General features: G+C 36.0%; 14 protein-coding genes. 9 read left to right on the top strand and 5 right to left on the bottom strand.

Features of this window, described 5'->3' with window-relative positions; genetic code table 11:
* The first annotated feature begins 43 nt into the window (after nt 1–43).
* A complete protein-coding gene (gene dnaX / locus FORMA_RS08850) occupies nt 44–1,765 on the top strand; it encodes a DNA polymerase III subunit gamma/tau (protein WP_069675326.1) in 1,722 nt (573 codons plus the stop codon).
* A 3-nt stretch (nt 1,766–1,768) separates the two neighbouring features.
* On the top strand, nt 1,769–2,350 hold the full coding sequence (locus tag FORMA_RS08845; RefSeq protein ID WP_069675325.1) for a tRNA-(ms[2]io[6]A)-hydroxylase: 582 nt from the start codon (nt 1,769–1,771) through the stop codon (nt 2,348–2,350).
* Nucleotides 2,351–2,366: 16 nt separating this feature from the next.
* Here FORMA_RS08845 and pdxH read toward each other — a convergent pair whose 3' ends face one another.
* Nucleotides 2,367–3,014 carry a pyridoxamine 5'-phosphate oxidase gene (gene pdxH, locus FORMA_RS08840; protein ID WP_069675324.1) on the bottom strand — a complete coding sequence of 216 codons (648 nt, stop codon included), beginning with the start codon at nt 3,012–3,014 and terminating at the stop codon, nt 2,367–2,369.
* A gap of 83 nt (nt 3,015–3,097) precedes the next feature.
* Between pdxH and FORMA_RS08835 the strand changes: the two genes are divergently transcribed.
* Complete coding sequence (locus FORMA_RS08835) at nt 3,098–3,409, top strand: DUF3784 domain-containing protein (RefSeq protein WP_069675323.1); 312 nt, start codon at nt 3,098–3,100, stop codon at nt 3,407–3,409.
* Nucleotides 3,410–3,412: 3 nt separating this feature from the next.
* Here the strand turns inward: FORMA_RS08835 and dld are convergent, their stop codons facing one another.
* Nucleotides 3,413–5,098 carry a D-lactate dehydrogenase gene (gene dld / locus FORMA_RS08830; RefSeq protein ID WP_197500762.1) on the bottom strand — a complete coding sequence of 562 codons (1,686 nt, stop codon included), beginning with the start codon at nt 5,096–5,098 and terminating at the stop codon, nt 3,413–3,415.
* Between the two features lie 162 nt (nt 5,099–5,260).
* Between dld and FORMA_RS08825 the strand changes: the two genes are divergently transcribed.
* From FORMA_RS08825 to FORMA_RS08815, 3 genes are all read left to right on the top strand, one after another.
* On the top strand, nt 5,261–5,911 hold the full coding sequence (locus FORMA_RS08825) for a hypothetical protein (RefSeq protein WP_069675321.1): 651 nt from the start codon (nt 5,261–5,263) through the stop codon (nt 5,909–5,911).
* Nucleotides 5,912–5,991: 80 nt separating this feature from the next.
* Complete coding sequence (locus FORMA_RS08820; RefSeq protein ID WP_069675320.1) at nt 5,992–6,555, top strand: hypothetical protein; 564 nt, start codon at nt 5,992–5,994, stop codon at nt 6,553–6,555.
* Nucleotides 6,556–6,861: 306 nt separating this feature from the next.
* Nucleotides 6,862–7,980 carry a T9SS-dependent choice-of-anchor J family protein gene (locus tag FORMA_RS08815; RefSeq protein WP_069675319.1) on the top strand — a complete coding sequence of 373 codons (1,119 nt, stop codon included), beginning with the start codon at nt 6,862–6,864 and terminating at the stop codon, nt 7,978–7,980.
* Between the two features lie 91 nt (nt 7,981–8,071).
* Here FORMA_RS08815 and mnmE read toward each other — a convergent pair whose 3' ends face one another.
* Nucleotides 8,072–9,460, bottom strand: a complete 1,389-nt coding sequence (gene mnmE, locus FORMA_RS08810; protein ID WP_069675318.1) for a tRNA uridine-5-carboxymethylaminomethyl(34) synthesis GTPase MnmE — start codon at nt 9,458–9,460, stop codon at nt 8,072–8,074.
* Between the two features lie 95 nt (nt 9,461–9,555).
* Here mnmE and FORMA_RS08805 point away from each other — a divergent pair, with 95 nt between their 5' ends.
* Nucleotides 9,556–10,689 (top strand): TlpA disulfide reductase family protein, encoded by a 1,134-nt coding sequence (locus FORMA_RS08805; RefSeq protein WP_197500761.1) that lies wholly within the window; start codon nt 9,556–9,558, stop codon nt 10,687–10,689.
* On the opposite strand, the gene FORMA_RS08800 is transcribed toward FORMA_RS08805, so the two are convergent.
* Nucleotides 10,686–11,327 carry a rhomboid family intramembrane serine protease gene (locus tag FORMA_RS08800; RefSeq protein WP_069675316.1) on the bottom strand — a complete coding sequence of 214 codons (642 nt, stop codon included), beginning with the start codon at nt 11,325–11,327 and terminating at the stop codon, nt 10,686–10,688. The genes FORMA_RS08805 and FORMA_RS08800 overlap by 4 nt on opposite strands.
* A 63-nt stretch (nt 11,328–11,390) precedes the next feature.
* Between FORMA_RS08800 and FORMA_RS09430 the strand changes: the two genes are divergently transcribed.
* A complete protein-coding gene (locus tag FORMA_RS09430; protein WP_335583342.1) occupies nt 11,391–11,939 on the top strand; it encodes a lysophospholipid acyltransferase family protein in 549 nt (182 codons plus the stop codon).
* A gap of 2 nt (nt 11,940–11,941) precedes the next feature.
* Nucleotides 11,942–12,262: a lysophospholipid acyltransferase family protein gene (locus tag FORMA_RS09425; protein WP_335583341.1), complete on the top strand. Its 321-nt coding sequence runs from the start codon at nt 11,942–11,944 to the stop codon at nt 12,260–12,262.
* A gap of 22 nt (nt 12,263–12,284) precedes the next feature.
* Here the strand turns inward: FORMA_RS09425 and glmM are convergent, their stop codons facing one another.
* Nucleotides 12,285–13,667 (bottom strand): phosphoglucosamine mutase, encoded by a 1,383-nt coding sequence (gene glmM, locus FORMA_RS08790; protein WP_069675315.1) that lies wholly within the window; start codon nt 13,665–13,667, stop codon nt 12,285–12,287.
* Between the last annotated feature and the right edge of the window lie 46 nt (nt 13,668–13,713).

The following is a 13,713-nucleotide window of genomic DNA, read 5'->3' as shown; positions in this document are numbered from 1 at the left end:
TTTAATTATTGAGATTCCACACGAATTTTTAAATTTGTTAAAGATGGAAAATTTCGTTGTATCTGCCTTAAAATATAGACCAAAAACATTTAAAGATGTCGTTGGTCAATCTGCTATTACCCAGACACTTGAAAATGCAATAAAAGAAAACCATTTGGCCCAAGCACTGCTTTTTACAGGCCCTCGTGGCGTGGGTAAAACATCTTGTGCCCGCATACTTGCTAAAATGATTAACAGCAATGGTTCTGTCGATGAAAATGAGGACTACGCATTCAATATTTTTGAACTTGATGCTGCATCCAACAACTCTGTTGATGACATAAGAAACCTAACCGATCAAGTTCGCATACCACCACAAGTCGGAAGCTATAAAGTTTATATTATTGATGAAGTTCATATGCTGTCCTCTAATGCTTTTAATGCATTTCTAAAAACATTAGAAGAGCCACCAAAACACTGCATTTTTATATTAGCAACAACCGAAAAGCATAAAATTATTCCAACAATTCTTTCACGTTGTCAAATATTTGATTTCAAACGGATAACAGTAACGGATGCTAAAAACTATTTAAAAGTTGTCGCTAAAGCACAAAATATTGAAGCTGAAGATGATGCATTGCATATCATCGCCCAAAAAGCTGATGGCGCAATGCGTGATGCACTCTCTATATTTGACAGAGTAGTAAGTTTTTCAGGGAAAAATCTTACGCGAAAAGCAGTTTCCGAAAATCTAAATGTACTCGATTATGAAACTTTTTTCAAGATTACTGATCTAATATTAGACAACGCTATCCCATCTTTACTAATTCAATTTAATCAAATTTTAGCTAGAGGCTTTGAAGGTCAGCATTTTATTGCAGGTTTAGCTTCACACTTCAGAGATCTTTATGTTGCAAAATCAACAGAAACACTAGAGCTTTTAGAGGTTGGTGCAGATACAAAAGAGCGCTACAAGCTTCAATCAGAACGTACAAGCCCCACATTCCTCAAGGAAGCTATTTCTCTTGCCAATGATTGTGACCTAAAGTACAAAACGAGTAGAAATCAACGGCTTTTAGTAGAACTTTGCTTAATGAAACTAGCCTCTATCAATTTTGATGGAGAAAAAAAAAAGTCTGAGGGCTTCATAATACCTGCCTCTTTTTTTAAGGATAAGAATCTTTCTGAATCTAAGACTGAATCGGACCAAAATATTCCTCAGACAAATTCTGTTAATTCTTCTACAGAACTACCCTCTGTTGAAGAACCCGAAACGAAGTATAATCCACCAAAAATTGAAGCGCCAGTCATAAAAGGAATCAAAAGACAGGCTTCGGGCTTATCGCTAAAAAGTATACAGCAGAAAAAGGCACATCAGATCAAACAAATGGATGTTGAGATTAAAGAAGAAGATCTTCCCTCCGATTCTTTTACTCAAGACCAATTAAATGAATATTGGGATACTTTTGTGGATAAGCTTGAAAAAAAAGGAAAATATAACCTCGCTGCAATACTTAAAATTGACACGCCAAAACTAACAGATGATGATGTGATTCAGTTAGAATTTCCTAATTCAACAAATAAAATTGAAGTAGAACGAAACCAATTTGATCTATTACAATTCTTACGCAAATCTTTAAACAATTTTAATATACGCTTGGAAATTAGTGTAAATGAAGCCTTGGATAAAAAATATGCGTACACATCTGAAGATAAATACGCAAAGCTTTTGAAAAAAAACCCAGCATTAGAAACATTAAAACAAACGTTTAACTTAGATTTATAGCTCATGTTAGGCCTAAAACTTCCTACCGACCCACGCTGGGTGAATATCGCCGAAATGAATCTTGAAGAGATTCTGACCGATCATGCCTTTTGTGAACAAAAAGCCGCCAGTACAGCCATTTCACTTATTGTTAGTTTTCCTGAATATACAGAATTGGTACAAGAAATGACCGCTTTAGTTGAAGAAGAAATGAGTCATTTTAAGATGGTACATGACTTGATTTTAGAAAACGGATATGTTCTTGGTCGTGACCGTAAAGATGAATATGTTCATCAGCTTTTAACGTTTTTCCCTAAAGGCGGTAGCCGTACAACTCAGCTTGTACACCGCTTACTTTATGCTGCATTAATTGAAGCCAGAAGTTGCGAACGCTTTAGACTCCTTTCAGAACATCTGAGCAATAAAAAATTAGCAAAATTCTACAAAAAACTGATGATTAGCGAGGCGCACCATTACACCATGTTTCTCAAATTTGCGCGTCACTATGGTAATCGGCTTGAAGTCGATCAGAAATGGGAAAGCTTATTAAAATTTGAAGCTAAAATCATGAAAAAGCTTGGAACATCACAAAGTATACATGGCTGAGAACAAGATCAATATTTCAGGGCGATAAACGTTCAATTTTCCAATTTAAATCACTTTGAAGCTGATAACGAATACGATCGTGTAATCTGTTGGCTCGCCCTTGCCAAAATTCAATTTCAATAGGTTTCACAATAAACCCTCCCCAAAATTCTGGTCGTGGAATGGACTTGTTTTTAAATTTTTCTTCTAGTGTTTTAAGCTGATTTTCTAAAGTGTGTCTATTTGGGACTACAATACTTTGCTGAGAAGCATGAGCGCCCAATTGACTTCCTCTTGGACGAGATTCGAAATAGCCATCACTAACATCAGCTGCAATTTTTTCAGCTTTTCCTTTTATGATGACTTGCCGCTCTGCGCCTGCCCAATGAAATGATAAACTCACTTTTGGATGAGCAATTATGGATTTTCCTTTTTCACTTTCATAATTGGTGTAAAAAATGAACCCTTGCTGCGTGTATTTTTTCAAAAGCACAACACGGCCCTTTGGGAAGCCATCCAAACCGAGGGTAGACAAAGTCATCGCATTGGTTTCATCCTGTGGAAAATGCTGATCAACTTCAGAAAACCACTTTTGAAATAATTCTAAAGGATTGTCTGAAATACCGCTTTCTAACAAGCTGCCTTTATCATAAGACTTTCTATAATTCCCTAAATCGTTATTCATCCCTACTAATTTCTTCAAAAGTAAAAAATTACAAAAGAATAAATGTTTTAGATTTCTTAAATTTAGCATGTAAATTTCACAAAATGCTACAAGGATTTATTTTTACAGGCTTGCTATTGGTTTTTATCGGGTTAATGGTGAAAAAACACCCCAGTCTATTGGCGGGTTACAACACGATGTCGGTAGAAAAGAAAAAGAAAATTGACATCGAAAAAGTTAGCACAACAGCACGCAACATCCTAGTGCTCACGGGTGCTGCCACAATTGATGCCAGTGTAATTATGTACTTCTTAAAAGTTACAGAAATACTTCAAGTAAAAGTAATTGCTGCAACGATTGTATTTGGGTTAGTTATTTTAATAATTTGGGCAAACCGCATACCAAAAGCAAAATAACATTTACTTCCAATATTTTAATTTGCTTGTTTTTCCAATTCCTGGATTAAATCCATTAGTTGGATCTAATTTTTTATAAAATTTAAATAAGCTAGGCTTTGCTGCATATTCGTGACCAACATTGTGTTCGGCTGGGTATTCAGCACCTCGTTCATCATAAATTTTAAGCAACTCTTGTTTTAGGGCATCTGCATCAACTCCCTTTTTTACAATGTAGTTTTGGTGCAACACATGACAGAATAAATGGCCGTAATAAAGTTTCATCTCAAATTTATCGTTCATTGCTTCTGGTAACTGCTCAAACCAGTTTTTTTCATTTCTTGGTAAAGCAATATCCATAGACATCATCTCTCCTAAATCCTTTTGATTCAGCGCGTGGTAGCGTCCAATAGCACTAGCGGCAACAAAACGGTGCAGCAGTGCTTTTTTTGCTTCTTTTGGGGTACATATAAAAAAATTACCTTCATTAGATTTAAAAAAATCAGCGAAAAATAATTTGGCTTCATCAATCCCATCATCAGCCATTTCAATAACCCAATGGTGTTCGTACTTATCACGATACATTTCCATGCGCTTTGGCAGATGATTGGGCCAAAAGTAGCTTAGAAACTGCATTAACTTATCAGAAAACTTGATGGGTAGAATACTAAACTTTTCTGCCAATAAATCTATTTTACGTTTAAAGCCAAACAGCTTAGGGATAAAATTTGGTCCTAACTTATCGATTATTACAAAGGTGTCTTTACTGTATTTTTTGGCTGCATCATAGCAATCACGGTGCAAATACTCACCAGAAGAAGGCAATGTTTTAAATTCTGATAAAATACTTCGCCTAATATGTGTAAAGGTGTTAGCAGCATTTGAGCCTACATAAAAAACTTGACTGCGTTTAGGCGCTTTATAAGTATCCAAACGTACAGCAAAAACCGCAATCTTACCGGCACAACCAGACGCAGCATATAATCGTCTACCGTCAGCGTTAAATCGTGCTGGTGTATCCGCATCTACATCGCGAACTCTTTTGTGGTATGTATTATCTGAGGCACGTTTTTTTGGATATTTTATTTGGTGAGTAGAGTATTTCTTCTGCTCCAAATTTGTTAAAATCTCTTCAGGATTATTCCCGAGATCTATGCCAATATCATTAACAAGTACCAATTCGCCTTCATCAGTAATTTGGGCATAAAGGGATAATTCTGTGTACGCAGGACCTCTTTTAACCAATGCTCCGCCAGAATTATTACAAACACCACCAACAATAGAAGCACCAATGCATGAAGAGCCTATTACAGAGTGTGGTTCTCTACCATAAGGCTCTAATAGATTCTCTAATCCAAATAAAGTACTTCCAGACAACCCAATAATTTGCTGTCCTTCATTGATGACGTGTATACCATTGACACGCATTGTATTGATGATTACTATTGGCCTGTCATAATCATATCCGTAAGGCGTAGATCCACCTGTAAGTCCTGTATTAGCTGCTTGCATAATGACGATAAGATCATGTGAAACACAAACCTCCAAAAGCTTCCAAATTTCCAATAAGGTAGCTGGTTTTGCAACAGCCAAGGCCTCGCCTTCTCCATACCGCCAGCCCTTGGAATACCTTTTTTTGTGCCAATTTGCTGTTAGGATGTATTTCGCACCAGAAATATTTTTTAAATCTTGAATGATTTTATACTTCATTTGAGTCATTTTACAGCAAATAAAAAGATTTTTTTTGGAATGATTTACAAATCTTAAAGATATGAAATTTGAAGAACCTACTTTATATTACATGAACTAAAAAGATTGGTATGTTTTTTGTTTCAAGTGTTTATCTTTACAGTCATTAACCAGTGCACCTATATGCAACGATTTTTAATTTATATTTTTGTTTTTATTGGGTTACAATTATGTAATGCGCAACCTGAAACAGCACGAAAAACATTGCGGATTAAGGCAAAAGAAATAGGAAAGATCGATGAAAACTCATCATCTATACTAGAACTTTCACCCATAAGAGGATTAACAACGAAGGATGTAAAAATAACAATGGGCATCCCGCCCATTGATGGCTTTTCGAAACGAGAACGAAGTATTTCAGCTCCTCGAGATGTGGTGGATCCATCATGGGAAATCAAACAAAAGTTTAGTGAAAATCAGAAAGATGTATCCAAATACGGAAAAGATTATTATTTGGGCAACATAAAAACAAAATCAAAATACATACGCATCGTATGTCGTGACCATGAATATGAAGATGGTGACCGTATAAAATTGATGCTCAATAAAGTTGTGCTTCACCCTAATATTGTTCTTAGAAATTCGGGCTATGTGATGGATATAGAACTGGATGAAGGGCTAAATTCTATACAGTTTTATGCCTTAAATGAAGGGACTTCTAGTCCCAATACTGCAGAACTTAAAGTTTATGACGAAAATGGAAGCATTATTGGCTCCGGACAATGGTTATTGACCACGGGTTACAAAGCCAATTTGATGGTTTTACGGCAGTAATCTTTATTCTAGTTCAGTCATTTTTGATTTAAAAATAAAGATTGTACTTTGCAATATATTATTAACTAAACCACTACAATATGAAAAATTTATTTTTAGCATTTACGACTCTAATTGTTTTGACATCTTGTCAAGATGCTGTTACAGGACCAACTGAAGCACAAAAAGATACATTTAAAAAAAATTACACATCATTTTTGGAACATCATGTCAAAGGTTTTGAAACTGAAGACAGTAGCTTAGTTGCAGCTTATTTGGCCGACACTGTAAAATGGAGTCCTCCGGTATGGAATGGAAATAAAATTTTAGGCAAAGACGATATGGTTAATATTGCTGAACAATATTTTGAGGAATTTGACAATTTAACCTTTTTACCTGGAGATGGAGGAATAGATTCTAAGGGTGCCTATTGGGGAGGGTCTTACTACTCCGAAGTTGGAGAGTCAACCTCTGAACCAAATGGAGTTCGCGTTTATGGAACTTGGACAGGCACTCACACTGCTACAGGTGCAACTATATATAACAAATGGTACGCTGTAATTGCTTTTAATGAGGATGGAAAAGTTGTCATGTTCTCTGACTGGATGGATGTTTCAGGGATGCAAGCTCAGATTGAGGCTCATGTTGCTACACAAACAGAATAATTACATGAACAAAAATTATATTATAAAGTCTACCATATGGTAGGCTTTTTTTTGTGATTTAAATTTTTTTTATGAATTTTTTGTAAATAGTTTAAGCTATAGCATTAAACACTTTTGTTTTGAATAGTCAAGTTAAATATAAGGTTTTAGGAATTTATGACTTGAATTATTCCAAATGTAATCGCCTATCTATTGAATTACATATTTAAATACACTAAATAATTTAATGATAATTGAAATTTAAATCTGTTTTTTTTGTTTAACAAAAAATACATAAATTTATACAAAATTTAAAAAAATATATTTATGAAAAAAATTACTTTATTACTGGCCTTTACTTTAGGCTTTTTTTCTTATGCCCAATTTGATTGGTCAACCAGCCCATTAGAAAGCGGCTGGGTTGAATATGCTGGAGCAAATGGAGAAGGTTCTGCTCAATCATGGACCTATTATGCTGGTGAACTTCCATTCATGTATATAACTTGGGAAGCATCATCTGGATTGGAATCATGTGAAGATTGGCTGGTATCACCACTGGTCGAAATCACTACTACTACTTCTCAATTAGACTTCAGTGTTGAAGACCAGTTTACTGATAATTATGGTTCTGCGCTATCAATACAAGTGTCAACAACTGACCAGACTTCTGGTTTTACTGAAATTACATCCTTTACCGAAGTTGACATTAGCCCAAGTGCAACACTAAGTGCAGACCTTAGTGCATACGAAGGTTCTAGTATTTATATCGCTTTTGTATGGATTAATAATAATGGTGACAGATTGTATTTGTATGACCTAGGATTATCTAATAAATATGCTAGTGCTCCATCACCAGCTACAACACCCAATCCAGCAGATGGAGCTACAGTAGACTTAACTAACGACACTGATATGAATAATGATGGTTCTATTACCGCTGCCGACCAACATTACGTTTTTACTTGGTCTCCAGGTATTACCGGTGATGCGCCGACGGCTTATGATTATTATTTTGGTACTGATAGTTCAACGTTAAGTTTAATTAGCGAGACTACAGCAAATGACGGTTATATACTTTATGGTCTTAGTACAGAAACAACGTACTTCTGGCAAGTTGTGCCCAAAAATGCTGGAGGCTCTGCTGATGCTGCCAATACCCCTGTTTGGTCATTTACAACAAGTTCAAACGTATTATCTTTTAATGATAATCAACTTAATTCTATAGTTGTTAGTCCAAACCCTGTGAAAGATGTGGTCACAATCAATAACCTTTCAGGGCTAGATAGTGTTGAAGTGTTTAATCAATTAGGTCAATTAGTACTGAAATCTAACGCAGATTTACTAAACGACAACAGATTAGACCTTAGTACTTTAAACCCTGGTATGTATATGCTGAAAATCAAGGCTGAAAACAAAAGTAAAACTGTAAAAATTATCAAAGAATAAGTATTACTACCATAACTATCTAAAAGCCTGTGATACAATTATCACAGGCTTTTTTTTTATTAAATAGATTATTAATGTTAAAAAATATTTATTACTTCCCAATACAAAAATTAGCAAAGATATTACCCAATAGGTCGTCTGTAGAGATCTCGCCAGTAATGCGACCAAAATGATAGAGGGCTTCACGAATGTCTATGGCCAACAAATCCCCAGAGAGCCCTGTTTGCATCCCAACTTGTACTTTTTGTATGTTTTTTAAAGCAAGCCTTAACGCATCATAATGGCGGGCATTAGTAATGATAGTATCATTGTTTTGAAGTTTGCCCATGTGGACCATGTCCAAAAGTTTTGTTTTGAGTAACTCTACCCCTGTGCCAGTTTTTGCGCTCATGTGCAATGGTTCAAGTTCAGAAAAGACTTTGGACAGCAATGCTTTGTCTGCTAAATCCATTTTATTCAACACCACAAGCGTTTCTTTTTCAGGATATTGTGCTTTAGTTTCTACGAGTGAGGCTAAAATATCAGCTGTATTAGCTTTTGAAATTAGAGAAGCATCAATCAATTGAATGATGACTTGAGATTCAGCCATTTTTGCAAAGGTTTTCTTAATGCCTATTGACTCTACAGTATCATCCGTTTGACGAATTCCTGCGGTATCAATAAAGCGGAATTTTATACCTTCAATGATTAGTTCGTCTTCAATAGCATCACGGGTCGTTCCGGCGATGTTACTAACAATAGCTTTGTCTTCGTTTAGAAGTGCATTGAGTAATGTAGATTTACCCACATTTGGGGCTCCGATGATTGATATGGGAACGCCATTTTTGATGACATTTCCTGTCGAAAAAGAATCAATAAGGTATTTTAAAACCTTCACAATGCGTTGCAAAAGGTCTTCAAATTGGCGACGATCGGCAAACTCTACATCCTCTTCTGAAAAGTCTAATTCCAATTCAATTAAAGAGGCGAAATTGAGCAATTCCTCTCGAAGCTTTTTGATTTCAGAACTAAAACCCCCACGCATTTGTTGCATTGCAATTTGATGCGCTGCTGCGCTGTCACTTGCAATCAAATCGGCTACGGCTTCAGCCTGACTTAAATCCATTTTTCCATTTAGAAAAGCACGTAAAGTAAATTCGCCTGGATTGGCCGAACGACAGCCATTTCTTATAAACAACTGTAGGATTTGTTGCTGAATATAGCTACTACCGTGACACGAAATTTCGACGACATCTTCTCCAGTATAAGATTGTGGATTTTTATAAATACTCACCAGCACTTCATCCAAAACCCGATCACCATCGACAATATGCCCCAAATGCACCGTATGCGTTGGTTGATTCAAAAGATTTTTGTCGTGAATAGATTTGAACAGTGTATTAGAAACACTTATCGCTTTTGGTCCTGAAACACGCAATACTGCGATGGCACCAGCTCCAGATGCAGTGGCAAGAGCAATAATGGTGTCCTTATTGGTCATATTCAAACTTTTGACAAAAATATTAATATTACTTCAAACCAAGGGTGTATTAAAATTTAATTTATTTTTGCAGAAAATCTTATCCTATGAAAATTATGTATAAATTCTTATTGTTTTGCTTTTTCGCACTCTTTTTAGGCTGTAAATCTACAGATAAACTAGAGCAAACCTACTCTGTAAATGTTGAAGCAGATGGCGTATTAGACGGGGTTCGTGCTTACATAATGCGCAACGATAATGGCAGGTCAGCAACAGCTGTTGATACTGCTATTGCCATGGGTGGACGATTTTTATTTAAAGGAGAGGTTCTTACTCCCGAAATGCGCTCACTTGCTATAGATGGAGTTCGCGGACAAGTGTTTTTTGTATTGGAATCAGCAGAAATTAATGTTGTTGCTTATAAGGATAGTATTCAAAAATCTACTGTAGATGGTGGGGATAACAACGACATTTTTAATGCATACAAATCTGGTTACGCTGTACTAATTGATGAATTGAGCGCTCTACGAAAGGAATACGCTTCGGTTAGAGAAAAGCCCGAGGAAATTGAGCGTATTCAAGAGCGTAACAATAGCTTAAGAGAAGAATTGAAAAACTTTGGTTTTAATTTTCTATTGGAATTTCCTAATTCTGACTTCTCGCTAATGTTGTTAGAAGGTATTACTGCTCAACAGACATTTGATGTTTCTAAAACTAAAGAAATTTTAGCTTTGATGAACAATGATCTATTAAGCAAAAATTATAATAAAATAATCGCACAGAAAATTCAGCAAAGAATTGATATTGCGAGTGCAGCTAATAGTATAGTTGTAGGAGAGAAAGCTCCAGATTTTACTGCGCCAAACCCAGATGGTAAAGCCATCACCATGAGTGCTATTAAGGGGAAAGTTACCATTATTGATTTTTGGGCTTCTTGGTGTAAACCCTGCCGCATAGAAAACCCAACCTATGTACGTTTGTATGAACAATACCACGACAAAGGATTAGAAATTATCAGTGTTTCATTAGACCGCCAAAATCAAAAGCAGCGCTGGATTGATGCGATCGCTAAAGATAAACTGACTTGGTATAATGTTTCTAATTTGAAGTTTTGGAATGACCCAGTAGCAAAGCTTTATAATGTTTCATCTATTCCGGCTACCTTTATCATAGACGATAAAGGAATCATATTAGCTGAAAGATTAAGAGGTCGAGGATTAGAAGCAAAAATAGCTGAGCTACTCGACTAAAGTTTGTTATTCTTTTTTAGAAACATCAGTAATCCTATGGGTGCTGCCAGCAATAATACAACCCAAAGTTGATTTTCAAGTACCCAAGGTGCAACAATAAGTGTCAGGCAAAAGCCTCCAACGGCTCCACCAAAGTGTGCATCATGTCCAATGTTTCCCAAACGTGTTTTCATGCCGTAAATCGAAAACAGCAAATACCCCACTCCAACTATATACGAAGGAATTGGTATGGGTATAAAATAAAGATATAAGCTCATCCCGGGATTAAGCAATATAGCAGCATATAGTATACCCGTAACAGCTCCACTAGCACCTACCGCACTGTATCGAGATTCATTTTTGTGAAAATAAAATGAAAAAAGATTACCAGAGAGTAAACTTACTATATAAACCAAATAGAAATTAAACACCCCTAATTGATTAATGACTATGGATGCAAAAATATAAAGCGTAAACATATTAAATATGAAATGTTGCCAATCAACATGTAAAAAACCGGAACTAATCCATCGTTTATTTTCTCCATTTCGTAAAGCACCAACATTAAATTTGTACTGTTCAAAAAATGAGTAGTCTCGAAATCCGCGTAACGAAATAAAAAGATTTGCTGCAATAATGACTAAGGTGTGTATGTTCATGAACTAAAGTTATTAAATCACTTAAAATAAATTATCTTTGCAATGTAAATTTAAGCTTAATTTATGCAATTATTAGCCTTCGTGCTTATCTATCCTTTACTTTGGTTTGTTTCCATCTTGCCATTTCGTTTGTTGTATGCTGTTTCTGATGTTTTGTATGTTGTGCTTTACCACATTGTTGGTTATCGAAAACAAACTGTACAAGAAAATTTGAAACTTGTTTTTCCTGAAAAGTCAGAAGCTGAACGCCAACTTATTACAAAACGATTTTACCACCACCTGTGTGATATGATTTTAGAAGCTATAAAATCGATGAGCATTAGTGTTGAAGACATGAAAGCACGTTTTAAATTCACCAATATTGAGCTTATTAAAGAATTTGAAAAGCAAAATAAAAGCATTGTCTTAATGTGTGCACATTATGGCAGCTGGGAATGGATTTTTATCATACAAACTTATGTGAAATTTCGTGGTTATGCGGTTTACAAACGTCTCAACAATAGATATTTTGATAAGCTTGTTCGAGGTATAAGAGCACGTTATAACAGTTATTTGGTAACCACAAAAGAAACCATCCCTACCCTTATTGAAAACAAAAAAAGGGGGTTTTAACGATGAATGGTTTTGTCTCCGATCAAACGCCAAAAAAAGGAAAAGCCTACCACTGGAATACATTTATGGGAATTGAGGTTCCAATTCATACCGGTGCAGAAATGCTTGCCAAAAAGTTGGATATGCCTGTCATTTTCTTCTCTGTAAAGCGCATAAAAAGAGGGTTTTATGAAACCACATTCCAAACCTTGGCAGAACACCCCAATGATTTTAAGGATTACGAGATTACAGATCAGTTTTTAAAACTTGTCGAACAGCAAATTCATGAAGAGCCACAATACTATTTATGGACACACAAACGCTGGAAACACCGAAAGCTATAGCTAATGTCTATACAGCACTATATTATGAAAGAGTCTTAAGTTCAACTATAAAACGATCTGCCAGTTTATCGGCTTGTTGTTGTGAAGGGGCTTCAGTATAGATTCTAATAATGGGTTCTGTATTGCTTTTACGAAGGTGTACCCATGAGTCTGCAAAGTCAATTTTCACCCCATCGACAGTGGTTAAAGTTTCGTTTGCATATTTGTTTTCCATGGCTTCTAAGAGCCCATCAACATCTATATTGGGGTCTAAATCTATTTTCTTCTTACTCATATAATACAAAGGATATGTCTTTTTGAGTGCACTTACAGAAATTTGTTTTTCGGCCAATAAACTTAAAAATAAAGCAATGCCTACTAAAGCATCACGTCCAAAGTGGGCCTCTGGTAAAATTATTCCACCGTTGCCTTCACCACCAATAACGGCTTTATTTGCTTTCATGGCATTTACCACATTTACCTCACCTACTGCGCTGGCAGTATACGCACCACCATGTTTTTGTGTAACGTCTCTTAGCGCTCGTGTGGAACTCAAATTACTTACGGTATTCCCTTTGTTCTGACTCAAAACAAAATCAGCACAAGCAACTAAGGTGTATTCTTCGCCAAACAATGTCCCTTGTTCATCCATAAATGCCAAACGGTCTACATCGGGATCTACAGCAATACCAAAATCAGCAGCGGTTTGTACTACTTTATCTGATAAATCGGTCAAATGGGCTTTTAGCGGCTCAGGATTGTGCGGAAAATGTCCATCGGGGGTGCAATGCAATTTAATGGGTTCTACGCCCAATCGTTCAAGCAATAGCGGAACAACAATACCACCCGTCGAATTGACACCGTCTACAACGACTTTAAATTTACATGATTTTATGGCTTCAACATCGACATAATCAAGTGCTAACACTTCATCTATGTGTAAATCAAAATAGGCATTATTAACTGTAATTTTCCCTAGATCATCAACTTCTGCAAAGTCTACATCCGCACGTTCTGCTAAATCCAATACCCGTTGGCTATGCGCTGCATTCAAAAACTCTCCATTTGCATCCAACAACTTTAAAGCATTCCATTGTTTTGGATTGTGACTTGCAGTTAGGATAATCCCCCCATCGGCATGCTCCATAGGCACGGCTACTTCTACAGTTGGTGTTGTCGATAGACCTAAATTAATCACATCTATTCCCATCCCAATTAAGGTGTTCATTACTAAATTTTGAATCATTTCACCAGAAATTCGAGCATCTCTTCCAATAACCACTCTATAATTGGTTTTTTTGCGTTGCTCCTTAACCCACATGCCATAGGCCGCAGCAAATTTAACCGCATCTATAGGCGTTAAATTATCGGAAACAGCACCTCCAATTGTACCACGAATTCCAGAAATTGATTTGATTAAAGTCATTTTAAAAAGTTTTTACAAATATAAGATTTCAATTCTAGTTTTGTAA

It is taken from the genome of Formosa sp. Hel3_A1_48, assembly GCF_001735715.1.
In the GTDB taxonomy this organism is placed as follows: Bacteria; Bacteroidota; Bacteroidia; order Flavobacteriales; family Flavobacteriaceae; genus UBA3537.
Note: the sequence above shows the minus strand (reverse complement) of the source record. Positions and strands in the feature narration are given on the sequence as shown.

Bases quoted from the DNA above. Each gene is read 5' to 3' on its own strand.
- dnaX (WP_069675326.1), top strand. From the start codon at position 44: ATGGAAAATTTCGTTGTATCTGCCTTAAAATATAGACCAAAAACATTT.
- FORMA_RS08845 (WP_069675325.1), top strand. From the start codon at position 1,769: ATGTTAGGCCTAAAACTTCCTACCGACCCACGCTGGGTGAATATCGCC.
- pdxH (WP_069675324.1), bottom strand. From the start codon at position 3,014: ATGAATAACGATTTAGGGAATTATAGAAAGTCTTATGATAAAGGCAGC.
- FORMA_RS08835 (WP_069675323.1), top strand. From the start codon at position 3,098: ATGCTACAAGGATTTATTTTTACAGGCTTGCTATTGGTTTTTATCGGG.
- dld (WP_197500762.1), bottom strand. From the start codon at position 5,098: ATGAAGTATAAAATCATTCAAGATTTAAAAAATATTTCTGGTGCGAAA.
- FORMA_RS08825 (WP_069675321.1), top strand. From the start codon at position 5,261: ATGCAACGATTTTTAATTTATATTTTTGTTTTTATTGGGTTACAATTA.
- FORMA_RS08820 (WP_069675320.1), top strand. From the start codon at position 5,992: ATGAAAAATTTATTTTTAGCATTTACGACTCTAATTGTTTTGACATCT.
- FORMA_RS08815 (WP_069675319.1), top strand. From the start codon at position 6,862: ATGAAAAAAATTACTTTATTACTGGCCTTTACTTTAGGCTTTTTTTCT.
- mnmE (WP_069675318.1), bottom strand. From the start codon at position 9,460: ATGACCAATAAGGACACCATTATTGCTCTTGCCACTGCATCTGGAGCT.
- FORMA_RS08805 (WP_197500761.1), top strand. From the start codon at position 9,556: ATGTATAAATTCTTATTGTTTTGCTTTTTCGCACTCTTTTTAGGCTGT.
- FORMA_RS08800 (WP_069675316.1), bottom strand. From the start codon at position 11,327: ATGAACATACACACCTTAGTCATTATTGCAGCAAATCTTTTTATTTCG.
- FORMA_RS09430 (WP_335583342.1), top strand. From the start codon at position 11,391: ATGCAATTATTAGCCTTCGTGCTTATCTATCCTTTACTTTGGTTTGTT.
- FORMA_RS09425 (WP_335583341.1), top strand. From the start codon at position 11,942: ATGAATGGTTTTGTCTCCGATCAAACGCCAAAAAAAGGAAAAGCCTAC.
- glmM (WP_069675315.1), bottom strand. From the start codon at position 13,667: ATGACTTTAATCAAATCAATTTCTGGAATTCGTGGTACAATTGGAGGT.